The organism is Lachnospiraceae bacterium GAM79, assembly GCA_020735665.1.
Classification (GTDB): Bacteria; Bacillota; Clostridia; order Lachnospirales; family Lachnospiraceae; genus Coprococcus.
In genome coordinates this window covers 736860-755401 of record CP085928.1, presented here as the reverse complement: position 1 = coordinate 755401, position 18542 = coordinate 736860, and the positions used below count along the sequence as shown (strand labels likewise).

General features: G+C 42.9%; 13 protein-coding genes. 1 reads left to right on the top strand and 12 read right to left on the bottom strand.

The window, feature by feature from the left end:
• Nucleotides 1–28 precede the first annotated feature (28 nt).
• The 8 genes from asd to leuC form a co-directional block, all read right to left on the bottom strand.
• A complete protein-coding gene (asd, locus tag LK416_03290; GenBank protein UEA75224.1) occupies nt 29–1114 on the bottom strand; it encodes an aspartate-semialdehyde dehydrogenase in 1086 nt (361 codons plus the stop codon).
• A gap of 26 nt (nt 1115–1140) precedes the next feature.
• Nucleotides 1141–2304 (bottom strand): phosphoglycerate dehydrogenase, encoded by a 1164-nt coding sequence (locus tag LK416_03285; protein ID UEA75223.1) that lies wholly within the window; start codon nt 2302–2304, stop codon nt 1141–1143.
• 16 nt (nt 2305–2320) lie between these two features.
• Nucleotides 2321–3403 carry a 3-phosphoserine/phosphohydroxythreonine transaminase gene (serC, locus tag LK416_03280; GenBank protein ID UEA75222.1) on the bottom strand — a complete coding sequence of 361 codons (1083 nt, stop codon included), beginning with the start codon at nt 3401–3403 and terminating at the stop codon, nt 2321–2323.
• Between the two features lie 33 nt (nt 3404–3436).
• A complete protein-coding gene (ilvB, locus tag LK416_03275; GenBank protein ID UEA75221.1) occupies nt 3437–5119 on the bottom strand; it encodes a biosynthetic-type acetolactate synthase large subunit in 1683 nt (560 codons plus the stop codon).
• Between the two features lie 25 nt (nt 5120–5144).
• On the bottom strand, nt 5145–6821 hold the full coding sequence (gene ilvD, locus LK416_03270) for a dihydroxy-acid dehydratase (GenBank protein ID UEA75220.1): 1677 nt from the start codon (nt 6819–6821) through the stop codon (nt 5145–5147).
• Nucleotides 6822–6836: 15 nt separating this feature from the next.
• Entirely contained in the window at nt 6837–7922 is a 1086-nt protein-coding gene (gene leuB, locus LK416_03265) for a 3-isopropylmalate dehydrogenase (GenBank protein ID UEA75219.1), read from the bottom strand.
• A 274-nt stretch (nt 7923–8196) separates the two neighbouring features.
• On the bottom strand, nt 8197–8682 hold the full coding sequence (gene leuD, locus LK416_03260) for a 3-isopropylmalate dehydratase small subunit (GenBank protein ID UEA75218.1): 486 nt from the start codon (nt 8680–8682) through the stop codon (nt 8197–8199).
• 244 nt (nt 8683–8926) lie between these two features.
• Nucleotides 8927–10192, bottom strand: a complete 1266-nt coding sequence (gene leuC, locus LK416_03255) for a 3-isopropylmalate dehydratase large subunit (protein UEA75217.1) — start codon at nt 10190–10192, stop codon at nt 8927–8929.
• A gap of 362 nt (nt 10193–10554) precedes the next feature.
• Between leuC and LK416_03250 the strand changes: the two genes are divergently transcribed.
• The gene (locus LK416_03250) at nt 10555–11595 is read left to right on the top strand and encodes a LysR family transcriptional regulator (GenBank protein ID UEA75216.1); all 1041 of its coding nucleotides are present in this window, start codon (nt 10555–10557) and stop codon (nt 11593–11595) included.
• A 9-nt stretch (nt 11596–11604) separates the two neighbouring features.
• Here LK416_03250 and LK416_03245 read toward each other — a convergent pair whose 3' ends face one another.
• From LK416_03245 to spo0A, 4 genes are all read right to left on the bottom strand, one after another.
• On the bottom strand, nt 11605–15360 hold the full coding sequence (locus LK416_03245) for a phosphoribosylformylglycinamidine synthase (protein ID UEA75215.1): 3756 nt from the start codon (nt 15358–15360) through the stop codon (nt 11605–11607).
• 169 nt (nt 15361–15529) lie between these two features.
• Entirely contained in the window at nt 15530–16468 is a 939-nt protein-coding gene (locus LK416_03240) for a M14 family metallopeptidase (protein ID UEA75214.1), read from the bottom strand.
• On the bottom strand, nt 16461–17405 hold the full coding sequence (locus LK416_03235) for a M14 family metallopeptidase (GenBank protein UEA75213.1): 945 nt from the start codon (nt 17403–17405) through the stop codon (nt 16461–16463). Before LK416_03235 ends, LK416_03240 begins: the two co-directional genes overlap by 8 nt.
• Nucleotides 17406–17589: 184 nt before the next feature.
• Nucleotides 17590–18402 (bottom strand): sporulation transcription factor Spo0A, encoded by an 813-nt coding sequence (gene spo0A / locus LK416_03230; protein UEA75212.1) that lies wholly within the window; start codon nt 18400–18402, stop codon nt 17590–17592.
• Nucleotides 18403–18542 lie beyond the last annotated feature (140 nt).

Below are 18542 nucleotides of genomic sequence, written 5' to 3'. Positions count from 1 at the left end.
TACTTATGCGATATCTTCCATCATATATTTATTTCTTTGTAATATATCCCTGTGCCTTCAACAGCTCTGCGCAAAGAACAGCACCACCTGCTGCACCTCTGACTGTATTATGGGATAAACCAACAAACTTCCAGTCATATACAGTGTCTTCACGAAGACGGCCAACGCTGATTCCCATACCGTGTTCAAAGTCAACATCCATTGATACCTGTGGACGATTGTCTTCTTCCAGATACTGGATAAACTGCTTTGGTGCGCTCGGAAGCTCAAGTTCCTGAGGAACGCCCTTATAGGATACCAGTTTTTCGATCAACTGTTCCTTTGTAGGATTCTTCTTGAACTTAACAAATACAGCTGCTGTGTGTCCGTTTAATACAGGGACACGGATACACTGACATGTGATAACCGGTGTTGTTGCAGGAACGATCACACCATCCTCGATCTTACCCCAGATACGAAGTGGTTCCTTCTCTGACTTTTCTTCTTCTCCACCGATATATGGAATGATATTTCCAACCATTTCCGGCCAGTCCTTAAATGTCTTACCTGCACCTGAAATTGCCTGATATGTGGTAGCAACTACCTCATATGGTTCAAACTCTTTCCATGCTGTAAGAACCGGCGCATAAGACTGGATGGAGCAGTTTGGTTTTACTGCTACAAAGCCTCTGGTTGTTCCAAGTCTCTTCTTCTGGAAATCAATGACCTTCATATGCTCCGGATTGATCTCAGGTACTACCATAGGAACATCCGGTGTCCATCGGTGTGCTGAGTTGTTGGATACTACAGGAGTCTCTGTCTTTGCATATGCTTCTTCGATCGCCTTGATCTCTTCCTTTGACATATCAACTGCACTGAATACGAAATCTACAGTTGCAGCAACCTGTTCTACTTCATTTACATTATGAACGATGAGCTTCTTAACGCCCTCCGGCATCGGAGTATCCATCTTCCATCTGTCGCCGACTGCCTCTTCATATGTCTTTCCGGCACTTCTTGGGCTTGCAGCCACTGTTACAACCTCAAACCATGGATGATTCTCTAATAATGCTATAAATCTCTGTCCTACCATACCGGTAGCACCAAGAATACCGACTTTCAGTTTATCACTCATTTTTACTAATCTCCTAATCTTTTTTCTTAGATCGCACGAACTTTGATAACGCCATCAATTGCAAGTAATGCATTGATATCGTCTTCTGTAGGAACCTTATCAATATCAAGGATTGAATATGCATATTCACCCTTTGCCTGACTGATCATTCCTGATACATTTCCACCCTGCTTTGCAAATACTCCGGTAAACTGTGTCAGCATGTTAGGAATATTCTTATGGCAGATCGTAACTCTGGCAGTGTCACCGCATACACCCATATTTACATTTGGATAGTTTACGGAGTTCTTGATATTACCATTCTCCATAAAGTCCTTGATCTCCTTGCATGCCATGATCGCACAGTTATCTTCAGATTCTTCTGTGGAGGCACCAAGGTGTGGTAATGCGATTACATTTTCTGTACCTGCGATTGCCGGATTTGGGAAATCTGTTACATATTTTGCTACCTTGCCACTTGCAAGTGCTGCCTTGATATCTTCATCATTCACAAGAACATCTCTTGCAAAGTTCAGGATTCTGACACCATCCTTCATCATTGCAAATGCATCTGCATTCAACATTCCCTTTGTTGCAGGAAGTGCAGGAACATGGATTGTGATATAATCACATTCTTTATAGATATCTTCTACATTTGTAATATGTTTGATGTATTTGGATAAGCCCCATGCTGCATCAACTGATACAAACGGATCATAACCATATACTTCCATTCCAAGTCTGACTGCGATATTTGCTACCTTGGCACCGATCGCACCAAGACCGATAACACCGAGCTTCTTGCCGGCAATCTCATTACCTGCATACTGCTTCTTCTGCTTCTCAACTGCTTTTGCAAGGTTCTCATCAGAAGCATTGTCCTTTACCCAGTTGTATCCGCCCATCAGATCACGGGAAGCAAGAAGCAGACCTGCTACAACCAGTTCCTTAACACCATTTGCATTTGCACCAGGTGTGTTGAATACTACAACACCCTTTTCTGCGCATTTATCAAGCGGAATATTATTTACACCTGCACCTGCTCTTGCAACACACAGGAGTTTATCTGAAAGCTCCAGATCATGCATGGATGCGCTTCTTACCAGAACTGCATCTGCGTCTGCATAATTATCCGTTATTTCATATGTATCCGGTAACAGCTCCATGCCACATGCAGCGATCGGATTTAAACAATTCACTTTAACTGCCATTTTAAATTCTCCTTTATTATGAATTCTTCTCTTCGAAATCCTTCATGAATTCTACTAACTTCTCAACACCCTCGATTGGCATTGCATTGTAGATGGATGCTCTCATACCACCAACAGTTCTGTGTCCCTTCAGGTTTACAAAACCGGCTTCTGTTGCAGCCTTTACGAACTTGGCATCTAATTCTTCATCACCTGTAACAAACGGAACATTCATTAAAGAACGATCCTCTTTTACTACAGTTCCCTTGAACATCTTAGAGCTGTCTAAGAAATTATAAAGGATTGCTGCCTTCTTCTCATTGTGCTCTTTCATAGCTGCAAGGCCACCCATCTCTTTTACCCATTTGAATACCTTGCCACAGATATAGATACCGTAGCATGGTGGTGTATTGTAAAGAGAATCAGCATCTGCCTGTGTCTTATACTTTAACATGGTTGGTGTGAATGGCATAACGTCATCACGGATCAGATCTTCACGGATGATAGCAACTACTACACCGGCCGGGCCTACATTCTTCTGTACACCAAAGTAGATCATACCATAGTCAGATACATTGACCGGCTGGGACAGAATGTCAGATGACATATCTGCTACCAGGATCTTGCCCTTTGTATTTGGAAGCTTGTGATATGTAGTTCCATAGATTGTATTGTTATGACAGATATATACATAATCTGCATCCTCATCAATCGGAAGATCAGAACAATCCGGAATATATGAGAATGTCTTATCTGCTGATGAAGCAACAGCATTTACCTTTCCATATTTTTTAGCTTCTTCGTATGCTTTCTTTGCCCACTGACCTGTGATAATGTAATCAGCTACACCATTCTTCATAAGGTTCATAGGAATTGCAGCGAACTGCTGGGAAGCACCACCCTGTAAGAATAATACTTTGTAATTATCAGGGATTTCCATGATATCACGAAGATCCTGTTCTGCCTCTTTGATGATCGTATCGAATGCTTTCGATCGATGACTCATCTCCATAACACTCATGCCTGTTCCTCTGTAGTCAAGCATTTCTTCTGCTGCTTCTCTTAATACAGATTCAGGAAGCATGGATGGACCTGCTGAAAAGTTAAATACTCTTGCCATTTTTTATCTCCTTCTTTTTTAATATTGTTATTTTTAATTATCAAGATCTTTGTCTGTGAAACAGGTGTCGATTGCAGCACCCGGAGCTACCATAGGCCATACCTTATCATCGGAATCGATCATAACATCCAGTACGGTCGGACCATCTGCTGTCAATGCCTTCTTAAACTCTGTTTCAAACTCTTCAATCGATGTGATCTTACTTGCATTTGCCCCAAGTGCTTTTGATACTGCTACAAAATCAACAGAATCATCTAATACTGTATTCGAATACCGCTGTCCGTAGAACAGATTCTGCCACTGTCTTACCATTCCGAGAACGTGGTTATTTAATACCACCTGAATGATCGGTACTTTATAACGAGCCGCTGTTGCGATCTCGTTCATGTTCATACGGAAGCATCCATCTCCTGCGATATTTACTACAGTCTTATCCGGTCTGCCATATTTTGCACCGATAGCTGCACCGACGCCATATCCCATAGTACCAAGTCCTCCTGATGAAAGGAAGGTTCTTGGCTCCTTATAAGTGTAATTCTGTGCCGCCCACATCTGGTGCTGACCTACATCAGTAGTGATTATAGCATTTCCTTCGGTAATTTCATAGATTTTTTTGATAGTTGCCGGTCCATTTAAGTGATCCATGTCGTATGTAACCGGATTTTTCTCTGTTAAATCCTTGATTTCTGCCATCCAGGAACGATTTGACTGAGTTGGAAGTTTACTGTTTAATATCGTCAGAACTTCTTTTGCATCACCCACAATGCTTGCATTTGCCGGAATATTCTTATCAATCTCGGCTGCATCGATATCAATATGGATGATCTTTGCATTTGGTGCGAACTTGGAAGCATTTCCGATTACACGGTCGGAGAAACGTGCTCCTACCACGATCACAAGATCAGATCTGGATACTCCAAGATTCGATACCTTGGTTCCGTGCATTCCGATCATGCCGGTATAACGCTCGCTTGTACCATCATATGCACCCTTTCCCATAAGTGTGTCACATACAGGTGCATCTACCTTCTCGGCAAATTCTTTTAATTCTTCGGAAGCTCCTGAAATGATCACTCCGCCGCCTGCCATGATATATGGTCTTCTGGATACCTTGATCATCTCAATCACTTTATTTACGTCTTCTTCCCGGATCGTATCTGTCTTACGTTCGATCACTGCAGGTTCTTCATATGTATACTCTGTCTCTGCAGCTGTAACATCCTTTGTGATATCAACAAGAACAGGACCCGGTCTTCCACTCTTTGCGATCTTAAATGCACGACGGATCGTCGGTGCCAGGTCTTCTACATTTTTTACGATAAAGCTGTGCTTTGTGATCGGCATTACAACACCTGCAATGTCAATCTCCTGAAAGCTGTCTTTACCGAGCATATTTACTCCGACATTTGCGGTGATCGCAACCATCGGAACGGAATCCATATATGCAGTTGCAATTCCCGTTACAAGGTTTGTTGCACCGGGACCGGATGTAGCCATACAGACACCGACCTTACCTGTCGCTCTTGCATATCCGTCAGCGGCATGTGCTGCCCCCTGCTCATGCGATGTAAGTACATGCGTGATCTCTTCCTGATGCTTATATAAGGCATCATAGACATTTAAAATCGCGCCCCCCGGATACCCGAACACAATATCAACACCCTGTTCTTTTAAACATTCAATTACTATCTCAGAACCTGATATCTTCTTTGCCATTTTCCTTTTGCTCCTTTAATACTCTCTACTTATCAGCCTTTGGTACCTCTAAGATTGCTCCACGGTTTCCTGATGTTACCATAGCGGCATATCTCGCAAGATAACCGGTTGTTACCTTTGGTGTTCTTGGCTTCCATGCAGCCTTTCTCTGTGCAAGCACATCATCCGGTACATCCAACGTGATCGTTGTATTGTTAATATCGATCTTGATGATATCTCCCTCTTCTACCAGTGCGATCGGACCACCAACGGCTGCTTCCGGTGAAACATGTCCGATGGATGCACCACGGCTGGCTCCTGAGAATCTTCCGTCTGTGATCAGGGCTACTGATGATCCAAGTCCCATACCTGCGATCGCTGATGTAGGATTTAACATCTCACGCATACCAGGGCCTCCTTTCGGTCCTTCATAACGAATAACAACGACATCACCGGGTACGATCTTACCGCCCTTGATCGCTGCAATCGCATCTTCTTCACAGTCAAATACTCTTGCAGGTCCTTCATGCACCATCATCTCAGGTACAACAGCGGAACGCTTTACAACAGAACCGTCCGGTGCAAGATTTCCCTTTAATACTGCAAGACCACCGGTCTTACTATATGGATTATCCAGTGTACGGATAACTTCCGGATTCTTATTTGCTACGCCGTCAACAGCTTCACCGATCGTCTTACCGGTTACTGTCATACAGTCTTCATTTAACAGACCTGCGGATTTTAATTCATTCATAACAGCGTATACGCCACCGGCTTCATTCAGATCTTCCATATAAGTAGGACCTGCAGGAGCCAGATGACATAAGTTTGGTGTCTTGGCACTGATCTCATTTGCATAGGAAATATCAAAGTCAAATCCGATCTCATGTGCGATAGCCGGAATATGAAGCATGGAGTTGGTAGAACAGCCAAGTGCCATATCAACGGTTAAGGCATTGATGATTGCTTCTTTTGTAATGATATCTCTTGGTCTGATATTCTTTCTGTACATATCCATAACAGCCATACCTGCATGCTTTGCAAGCTTTAAACGCTCAGAATATACAGCAGGGATGGTTCCGTTTCCAGGAAGTCCCATACCAAGTGCTTCTGTTAAGCAGTTCATGGAATTTGCTGTATACATACCGGAACAGGAACCGCAGGTAGGACATGCCTTACATTCAAATTCATTTACATCTTCTGCTGTCATGGTGCCTGCCGAATAAGAACCAACAGCCTCAAACATACTGGAAAGACTGGTCTTATGACCTTTTACATGACCTGCAAGCATAGGACCACCGGATACAAATACGGTAGGTACATTTACTCTTGCTGCAGCCATTAACAGACCGGGAACATTCTTATCACAGTTTGGGATCATAACCAGTGCATCAAACTGATGTGCAGTTGCCATTGCTTCTGTAGAATCAGCGATCAGATCTCTGGTTACTAATGAATATTTCATACCGATATGTCCCATAGCGATACCATCACATACTGCGATTGCAGGGAACATGACAGGTGTACCACCAGCCATGGCAACTCCCATCTTAACTGCCTGTGCGATCTTATCCAGATTCATATGTCCCGGAACGATCTCATTGTAAGAACATACGATACCTACCAGCGGACGTTCCATTTCTTCCTTTGTCATACCGAGTGCATTAAACAGGGAACGATGTGGTGCCTGCTGCATTCCGACTTTTACATTATCACTCTTCATCTTCTATACTCTCCTTTATTTTATGCGTTCTGCAATTAAATCTCCCATTTCAGAACAGCTTACCGGTGTCATTCCATCTGAAATAATATCACATGTTCTGTAACCATCTACCAGTACCTGTTTTACAGCCTGCTCTACTGCATCTGCTTCCTTATCCAAGTCAAATGTGAAGCGAAGCATCATAGCTGCCGACAGGATCGTTGCGATAGGATTGGCCTTGTTCTGTCCTGCAATATCCGGTGCTGATCCGCCGCTTGGCTCATACATACCAAACTTCGTCTCATTTAAGGATGCAGACGGAAGCATACCGATCGAACCTGTGATCATGGATGCCTCATCGGAAAGGATGTCACCGAACATATTCTCTGTTAATACAACATCAAACTGTGCAGGATCTTTTACAAGCTGCATTGCACAGTTATCAACTAACATATGTTCATAGCTTACTTCCGGATAGTCCTTTGCCACTTCTTCTACGATCTTTCTCCATAATCTGGAGGAATCCAGAACATTTGCCTTATCTACAGATGTAACTTTCTTTCTTCTCTTCATTGCGATATCAAAGCCCTTGATCGCAATACGACGGATCTCGTTTTCATTATATACAAGATTATCATGTGCAGTTAACACACCATCGATCTCCTCTGTACTTCTTGCTCCAAAATACAGACCACCTGTCAGTTCACGCATAATCATCATGTCAAATCCACGATCTGCGATCTCTTCCTTTAACGGACAGGCACTCTTTAACTCCTCATAAAGATTTGCCGGTCTTAAGTTCGCGAATAAACCAAGCTCCTTACGGATCTTAAGAAGTCCTGCTTCCGGTCTTAAGTTTGGAGGGAGCTTATACCATGGTGAGGTTGAAGTATTTCCACCAATGGAGCCTAACAATACGGCATCCTTTGATTTTGCTACTGCTACTGCCTCATCTGTAAGCGGTACTCCGGTTGCATCGATTGAGCATCCACCCATCAGTATCTGCTCATAATCAAATGTATGACCATATACTTCACCGACTTTATCCAGAACCTTCATTGCTTCTGTTACGATCTCAGGGCCAATACCGTCACCCTTGATCACTGCCAAATTACATTTCATCTTTTATTCCTGCCTTTCTTTCACCGAGTAATGCACACCAAGTAATGCAACCTCGCCTTTCGGCTCGGTTTGTGCTGCGCACTACACATTTGAATAACTCCTATGCTATATGCAAGCACGCTTGCATAGCATAGAGTTATTGGCATATGCCTTTTCTTTACCAAGTAATGCAACCTCGCCTCTCGGCTCGGTTTGTGCTGCGCACTATACATTTGAATAACTCCTATGCTATATGCAAGCACGCTTGCATAGCATAGAGTTATTCAAATGTGCATTACTTGTTATTAATGTAGTTAATCAGGCCTTCATTCTTAATGATCTCCTGCATGAATGGAGGGAATGCCTGACCCTTATACCGGGTATCCTTTGTCTTGTCGTAGATGATACCACTGTCAAAATCGATCTCTACTTCATCACCGTTCTCGATACCTTCTGCTGCTTCCGGACACTCAATGATCGGAAGTCCGATATTGATCGAGTTACGATAGAAAATTCTTGCAAATGTATCTGCGATAACACAGCTTACACCGGATGCCTTGATCGCAATCGGTGCATGCTCTCTGGAGGAACCACAGCCAAAGTTCTTCTTTGCCACGATAATATCTCCTGCTTTTACGTTGTTTACAAATTCCTTATCTATATCTTCCATACAGTGTTTTGCAAGCTCCGCAGGATCTGATGAATTCAGATATCTTGCAGGGATAATAACATCTGTATCTACGTTGTCACCATATTTGTGTACTGTACCATATGCTTTCATAGTCTGTCTCCTTTTTTTTTATGAAGTTTGGGTTATTAATATATAACACATCTGCATTGAGCTGTTCCAGCATACCAATCTGGGGTCGCTCCCGCTTAACTCAGTCTGCAACGGTACTAAGATGCCGCTACGCACCATCTAAGGACCGGCGACTTCGTATTCCCCTGATTGGTAATGCTAAACAACTCTGATGCAACATATATAACGCTATTAATAACCCAAACTTACTATTCTAATGTTATCTTTATAATCCAAGTTCTTCCGGACTGCTGATCTTGCCTGTGATCGCTGATGCTGCTGCAACAGCCGGGCTTGCCAGATATACTTCTGAATCAACATGACCCATACGTCCTACAAAGTTACGGTTTGTTGTGGATACGGCTCTCTCACCTGCAGCCATAACACCCATATGTCCACCAAGACATGGTCCACAGGTAGGCGTAGAAACTACAGCCCCAGCCTTTACAAATATCGTCATAAGTCCTTCTTCGATACACTGTAAGTATACTTCCTGTGTTCCGGGAATCACGATGACACGAACGCCAGGTGCTACCTGTCTGCCCTTGATAATATCTGCTGCAATACGCATATCGGAAATACGTCCATTTGTACAGGAGCCAATTACAACCTGATCGATCTTGATATCGCCAACTTCATCAATTGTCTTTGTATTCTCCGGCAGATGTGGGAATGCAACTGTTGGACGAAGTGTGGAAAGATCAATCGTATACTCTTCATCATAAACCGCATCAGCATCTGCTTCATACTTCTTGTAAGCCTTTGTGGAATGTTCCTTCATGTATGCTTCTGTTAATTCATCCACCGGGAAGATTCCGTTCTTGGCACCTGCTTCGATCGCCATATTTGCGATAGTAAAACGATCATCCATTGTCAGATTCTTAATACCATCACCAACAAATTCCATTGATTTGTATAATGCACCGTCCACACCGATCATACCAATGATATGAAGGATAACATCCTTACCACTGACCCAAGGCGCTTTCTCTCCTACAATATTGAACTTGATCGCAGATGGTACTTTAAACCATGCTTTGCCTGTCACCATACCGGCTGCCATATCGGTACTTCCAACACCGGTTGAAAATGCACCAAGTGCACCATATGTACATGTATGAGAATCTGCACCAATACAGGTCTCGCCTGCAACGATCAGTCCCTGCTCCGGCAACAGAGCGTGCTCAATACCCATAGAACCTACATCAAAGAAATTCTTGATCTGGTTCTCTGCCGAGAACTCTCTGACGCATTTACAGTGCTCTGCACTCTTGATATCCTTATTTGGTGTAAAGTGATCCATTACAAGTGCAATCTTATTCTTATCAAATACTTCTTTCTTATTGAATTTGTCCATCTCATGAATTGCTACAGGTGTTGTAACATCATTTCCAAGTACAAGGTCCAAATCTGCCTCGATCAACTGTCCGGCTTCCACGCTGTCAAGTCCTGCATGTGCAGCTAAAATCTTCTGAGTCATTGTCATACCCATGTGCTTTGTCCTCCTGATCCAAAATCTTATTTTGTAAATAACTGTCGCTATTTCACGCATTTTGTTATTGAATATTTTTATTGATTTTACCACACTGGATGGTATAATTACAATATATAATAGTAATACATTATATAACTTATATTTATAATGATATTTAATCTGAACTCTATTTAACTATCTTTGACTTTACCAAACAGGGAACGCTTCCGCTCGTTTCGTCCTGCAACGGTACTAAGATGCTGCATATGCACCATCAAGTACCGGCGGACTCAAATGTCCCTGCTTTGGCAAATCAAAGAAGTTAATCAAAGTTCAGATTAAATAATTTTAAATATACAAATCTTATCAGGAGGAACGCCATGATTAATAATCTGAATTATTATAATGTGTTTTATATGGTTGCTAAGACCGGCAGCATCAGCCGTGCCGCAAACCAGCTCTATATCAGCCAGCCTGCTGTCAGCAAGGCGATCAGTAATCTGGAAGAAAATATGGGAATCGCACTTTTCGTCCGCAATTCCAGAGGAGTTGCTCTGACCGAAGAAGGGACGATCCTGTACGATTATATCGAACGTGCTCTGGATAACATTATAAAGGGCGAAGAAAGTCTGAAAAAATATAACGAACTTGGAATCGGTCATATCCGTATCGGTGTCAGCACCTCTCTCTGCAAGCATATCCTGTTGGACTACCTGAAACCCTTTATCAAGGATAATCCGAATATCAAGGTCAGCATCGACTGCCACTCTACCAAAAATACGATCCGGCTCTTAAAAAATGAGGAAATCGACATCGGTCTGATTTGTGAAACAGAACTGCCTAAAAATATCACTTATTCCCATGTCCGCTCCATCCATGATATTTTCGTGGCAAATAGTGATTATATCGACAATTTCCCATACCGGGAGACGGAAGCCGATCCGGAAACGGACGAAGAAACAGCCGATACACAGACGAAGGCTGCCGGCTATCCGGTATTTTCCGGTTCTATCATAGGAAACCTGATTCCGCTTATGAATGTACAGCAATCTGTTTCGGATTCCGAATCTCTAACTGAAGAACATATCCGAGATATCTTCCGTCACTCTACGCTTATGATGTTAGAAGAAGCAAATGTAACCAGAACCCATGTTGATAACTACCTGAATGAACATTCATTCCACTGTAACCAGCTTCTTGAAATCAATAACATGGATCTCCTGCTTGACTTCGCAGCAATCGGTATGGGAATCGCCAGTGTTGTCCGGGAATTCTCTGAAAGCTACCTGAAAGATGGTCGCATCGTAGAAATTCCCCTTCCAACACCTATCCCAAAAAGAAGTGTCGGCTTCGCCTATTTGCAAAACCGACACCAGTCAAAAGCATTATGCACTTTTTTAGATTATTGTAAAATATCTTAATCTATTCTCTTACTTGAAGTAATCTACACCACTTTCAAAGATCTTCTGGTTCTGGTCACCATAGATATTGACTGCAACCGCACGACCGGTACGCTCTGAATGTCCCATCTTACCAAGTACACGACCATCCGGGCTTGTGATACCTTCGATCGCATAGTAAGAACCATTGACATTGTAGTACTCATCCATTGTCGGGTTACCATTCATATCAACATACTGTGTTGCAACCTGACCATTTGCAAACAGCTTCTCACACCATTCCTTGCTTGCAACAAATCTTCCCTCGCCATGTGAGATTGGAATTGTATATACACCGCCAAGCTCAGCTTCCTTTAACCATGGGGACTTGTTTGTTACCACCTTGGTATAAACCATCTTGGACTGATGACGACCGATGCTGTTGATCGTCAATGTAGGTGAATCATCTGTCTGTGGACGGATCTCACCGTAAGGAACCAGTCCGAGCTTGATCAGTGCCTGGAATCCGTTACAGATACCAAGTGCAAGACCATCTCTCTGCTGTAACAGCTTCATAACCTCATCTGCGATCTTCGCATTACGGAATGCTGTTGCGATGAACTTACCGGAACCATCCGGTTCATCACCTGCGGAGAATCCACCCGGGAACATGATGATCTGTGACTGGCTGATTGCCTTTGTAAATGCATCTACTGAATCACGGATGCCCTGTGCAGTCATGTTACGGAATACGATCGTCTCAACCTCTGCACCTGCACGTTCAAATGCCTTTGCAGAATCATATTCACAGTTTGTACCCGGGAATACAGGAATGAATACCTTTGGCTTTGCAACCTTATTCTTTGCTGTATATACGGTCTTTGCATCAAAGAGACCTGTCTCGATCTTCTTCTGTTCTACACCTGACTCTGTCGGAAATACCTTCTCCAGTGTCTTTGTCCATGCAGCAAGTGCTTCATCCATTGTAACTGTTACATCACCATAGGTGAATGCTGCACTGTTATTTACAGTACCGATTTTCTTAACCGGAATACCAAGTGTATTTACATTCTCCGGCTTCACTTCAAGGATAATTGAACCATAATCCTTGGAAACCAGTTCTCTCTTTGTAATACAGGTATCAATATCTACACCCAGTTTATTACCAAATGCCATCTTGCTGACAGCTTCGATCATACCACCAAATCCTACAGCGTAAGCAGATTCTACCTTGTCTGCAAGGATTGCCTGATGTAACAGATCGTACATGGCAAGTACATTCCGGTATACAGGGATATCATTTTCATCTTTTTCTATATCAAGCTTAACAAGCACATTGCCTGCTTTCTTAAGCTCCGGTGTAACCACGTCCATGTAGCTTGCAACATCAACTGCGAATGAAACAAGTGTCGGAGGAACATCGATATCATTGAAGGTTCCTGACATACTGTCTTTACCACCGATAGACGGAAGTCCAAGTCCGACCTGAACATCATATGCACCAAGCAGAGCTGCAAGTGGCTGACCCCATCTGTATGGATCTGTTCCGAGTCTCTTGAAATACTCCTGGAAAGTCAGACGGATCTTTGATACATCACCACCGGCTGCTGCGATCTTTGCTGCAGATGTAACAACTGCATATACGGAACCATGATATGGGCTCCAGCTTGACAGATATGGATCAAATCCATAACTCATCATTGTGATCGTATCGGTCTTACCCTTCATAACAGGAAGCTTTGCGATCATTGTCTGTGTCGGTGTAAGCTGATACTTTCCACCATATGGCATCGTTACTGTGCCTGCTCCGATCGAACTGTCGAACATCTCAACAAGCCCCTTCTGCGAGCAAACATTCAGATCTGACAATGTGTCGATCCATGCTTTCTTTACATCTTCCGGTTCTTTTACAGAATCGAAATAATTATCTGCCTTTGCAGGAATCTCTACCTTAACATCTGTCTCCTGATGTGCACCGTTTGTATCGAGGAATGCACGGGAGATATTTACGATCTCTTTTCCTCTCCATGTCAGAACCAGTCTTGGTTCTTCTGTTACTTCTGCTACAACAACAGCTTCCAGATTCTCTTCATCTGCATACTTAAGCATCGTATCTACATCCTTTGGATCTACTACGATAGCCATACGCTCCTGAGATTCTGAAATAGCAAGCTCTGTTCCATCCAGACCTGCATATTTCTTTGGAACCTTGTCCAGATCTACAACCAGACCAGGTGCAAGTTCTCCGATCGCTACGGATACACCGCCGGCACCAAAGTCATTACATTTCTTTATGATAGAAGCAACTTCTTCTCTTCTGAACAGTCGCTGGATTTTTCTCTCTGTTGGCGGATTACCCTTCTGTACTTCTGCACCACAGGTCTCAAGAGACTGGCTGTTATGTGCCTTGGATGATCCGGTTGCTCCACCACAACCGTCACGACCGGTACGTCCGCCGAGAAGGATGATCTTATCTCCCGGATCAGAATTCAGACGTTTTACCGCACGTCTTGGAGCTGCACCCATAACTGCTCCGATCTCCATTCTCTTTGCTACATAATCCGGATGATATATTTCATTTACAAGTCCTGTTGCAAGACCGATCTGGTTACCATATGAGCTGTAACCTGCTGCTGCGGTCGTAACGATCTTTCTCTGTGGAAGCTTTCCAGGAAGAGTATCCTTTAAAGACTTTGTAGGATCTGCTGCTCCGGTTACTCGCATAGCCTGATATACATATCCTCTACCTGACAACGGATCACGGATCGCACCACCAAGACAGGTAGCAGCACCACCAAACGGTTCGATCTCAGTTGGGTGGTTATGTGTCTCATTCTTGAAGAACACGAGCCATTCCTCTGTCTCACCGTCTACTTCTACAGGAACGATGATACTGCAGGCATTGATCTCATCGGATACTTCCATATCGTCTAATTTGCCTGCTGCCTTTAACTGCTTCATACCCATAAGGGCGATATCCATCAGACAGATGAACTTATCATCTCTGTCCTTGTACATTTCTTTCATCTCTGTCCGGTAAGCATCAAATGTCTTCTCAAGCATATCCTTATAATCACCATCATCAAATTCAACATTTGTAAGCTCTGTTGAGAATGTGGTATGACGGCAATGATCAGACCAGTATGTATCCAGCACACGGATCTCTGTCATAGATGGATCACGCTTCTCTTCACCCTTGAAATACTTCTGGATATGAAGGAAATCCTTAAATGTCATCGCAAGTCCGAGGGAATCATATAACTCCTTTAACTTGTCCTCTGCCATATCCTTAAAGCCATCAAAGACAATAACATCGGCCGGTTCATCATACTCGGTAACAAGTGTCTCAGGAATCTCCATACCACAGGCTCTGGAATCTACCGGGTTGATACAGTATTCCATAACTGCTTTTAACTGCTCATCCGTTACATTACCGGATAAAATATATGTTGTGGCTGTCTTTATGATAGGATCTTCATCTTCATTTAAAAGCTTAACACACTGTTCTGCTGAATCTGCTCTCTGATCGAACTGTCCCGGAAGGAACTCAACAGAAAATACCTTATCTGTATCTGCCATTGGAAGATTATCTCCCTCGTAGATCATATCGATCGGTGGCTCTGAAAATACTGTAACCAGTGCTTTTTTGTATGTTTCTTCAGACAGATTCTCAATATCGTAACGAACCAGTACTCTTACATACTCGGCATCGATATTCAGATAGTTCTTGATCTCGTCATGAAGTTCCTTTGCCTTAACTGCATAGTCAGGCTTCTTTTCAACATAAACTCTCTTAACTGTGCTCATAAAAACCTCCATTTTTATCATATGTTTTTTCCCATATTCCGGGAATTCATATTATTACAAGCGTTTTACAACGCCTATGATACCACTTTTGAAATTCATTGAATAGCTTTTTTCAGCTTTTCTTTTCAAATTGTTGCTGTTTACCGAATAAACCTCAAAACAGTCATCTTTAATTGTGCAGTCTGCGGATAAGCTTGAATACCACTGAATTCTGATAGATCATCGGTGCATTCTGCGCATAGAAAATAATTCCATCTGTCGGTGCGTAAATATCGGCTGCGATCTCTCCGGTCATCGGATTTATAACATTTGCAATAATATTTCCCCGAACCACTTCATCTCCCGGACTTACAAACCGCTTTAAAAAACCACCGGATTTATCCGACTTGACAGACAGCAGTTCCTCCTCATCAAGAACAGTCGATATATAACCTGCATGACAGTTGTACCGGATGATTCCCATTCTGGTCAGGAATCGGAGTACTGCTGAAACCGCATGTGACGCACTCTCACTGTCAATCTTCTCCGTCACACCGGAATATACAGAAAACGCCTCTGTTCCTCCGATCTGCCAGTTATAATTTAAAGTTGCCTTATCATATGCCCTCGGTTCTGCTGTCAGAACATAAGGAAGACCGAACAGATTGGCCAGACTGGTACTCTGCTTTCCCGTCTCCATCATTCTGACATGCGGGATAAATTCTCCATCCATATAAAAGCTTGCAAACTGTATTCCATACGCATAATCTTTTACTTGATCCATAACCGCTGCCGCTATTCTGCTGGTCGCCTGTCCCTCCGGATTTCCCGGAAAAGCACGGTTCACATCAGAATTATCAGAGATCCAGTATTTTTTACCGACATTAAAGGAACTGTAATTTAAAGATGGGATCAACAGTATCTGTTTTCCCGATACGATTGCTCCTCTTGTCTCAAGTTCGCTTAATTTTTTCGACAGCAGGGAACAGATATATAACTGCTGGAATTCATTTCCGCGCATAGCTCCCATGATACATGCTGCCTTTTCTCCTGTTCCGAAGCTGAAGCCTTTAATGGAATATTCTCCACGATAGGCGGTGTTCATCGTATATATGATCTCTTTACGCATTATTTGTCACACCTCCAAATATTCTGGCAACCAGCGAGCCTTCCTCGATCACCGGATAAGCGCGAAGTGAGAATACCACGCCTCTTCTTGGTGACAGGATCGTCTCTTCGACAGAACCGGTCAGTACATTTACGATCTGTCCGATCACATCTCCCTTTTCGACTACACCTGAGTGCTTTACCTTTGGTATAAAGATACCACTGCTCTCCGCATTCACAAAAGAAACATCCGTATCTCGGGCAATCTTCGGCATATGTGTATTATATGCGCAGCCGTCCCAGATCCCCATATATTCCATCAATGAAAATAATCCTTCAACGATCTGATCCGCATAGTCATAATCGATCATAAGTGCAACACCTGATTCTACGACCATACTCTTTACTCCGATCTCATTTAACGAGTATGCAAGGCTTCCTTCCATAACGGTAGAGGATGGATGCACCCATACAACATCCGTATTCATTCTGGCAGCATACGGAAGAATATCATCGGCAATATCCGAATTCACCCGTACCTGGGGCAATTCTTTCAAATATACGCTGCTGGAATGCAGATCGACACAGATATCCGATCCTTTAATATCCTGCAGCACAAGTGCCGCCGTATATTCTCCGACCGTTCCTTCCGTCGAACCCGGAAATAATGTATTCATATCAATATCAAACACCGGTACATCTCTTACCTGTGCTTCCAATCCCATAGGATTGATAAACGGATACACATCCACAATTCCTTTTAATTTGTCAAAATCCTTTTTGATCCGGCGGATCACCTCATAACAGATATACTGTCCTGCTACTTCATCTCCATGAACACCGGAAACAATACTTAATCTTTTTTCTTTTCCTGTGGCAAAATCAGGTGCAAGATGATTCTTTTTTACCCGCATTACCTCATCGATCAGCATATCTGCTGATGCTACTGTTTCTATCATACCTTCATCCTTGTCCTTCTATTTTAAATACTCCTTCTGCAAATCGGAGCATTCTTTTCCTACGCAGTAAAAGACAGGGCACCCAAGTGCCCTGTCTGCATATTGCTATTATGTTCAGCACCTTATCTATTATACACATTTCTCACTTCATACGTCAATAAACAAGAGGCTGATTTTGGGTTAATTAAGCTCTTTTCCGATACTCGATCCGGAGCTTATCCGCGATCAAAGCGATAAATTCCGAATTAGTAGGTTTGCCCTTTCCCGCATTTACCGTATATCCGAAAATATCGTTGATCACATCAATCTGTCCACGATTCCATGCAACCTCGATGGCATGTCTGATCGCACGTTCTACGCTGGATGATGTGGTCTTATACTTCTTTGCAATACTCGGATACAACAGTTTCGTAATGTAATTCAACATATTCACATCATTTACTGCCATTATGATTCCTTCCCGGATATACTGATACCCTTTGATGTTGGCGGGAATCCCGATATCTCTTATGATATCTGTTACATCACTCTCGATGTTATTCGCCACATTATCGGTCATACTTTTATTCGGGATGCAGATCAGATCATTGGACATCTCAGCAAGTATCTCCTGTTTTCTTTCATGCATCTGTTTTAACCTGGCAACAAGCTGATCTGAATTATAAGGCTTCAGAACATAGAATGAAGCACCCAGATCAAATGCACAACGGATCAGTCTCTGTGAGCCCACGGAAGTAATTACCACAAACAACGTTTCAGGACAATCCCCCGAATCCCGAATCGTTTCCATTACTCCGAGTCCATCCATTACCGGCAGGCAGATGTCTAGCAGCACCACATCCGGCTGATACTTCCTGATCGACTCAATTGCACTTTCTCCATCTGTTACTTTGTCGACAATTTTAATGTCAACTCTTGATGTATTTGCGAGCAGCTGTTTTGCAACCAACTCACAATCTCCATCTGCGATGATTATACTTATATCCTGATTGTTCATCTTCAATCCCCCTTAATTCTATTTTTTTTGAAAAATCGACTGTTTTCTAAGTATATTTGTCAAAATCCAATTTGTAAAGAACTTCTCAGGTTTACCTCATGTACCCCTGAGAAGTGAAATTTGCGCCATTTTTCGACATT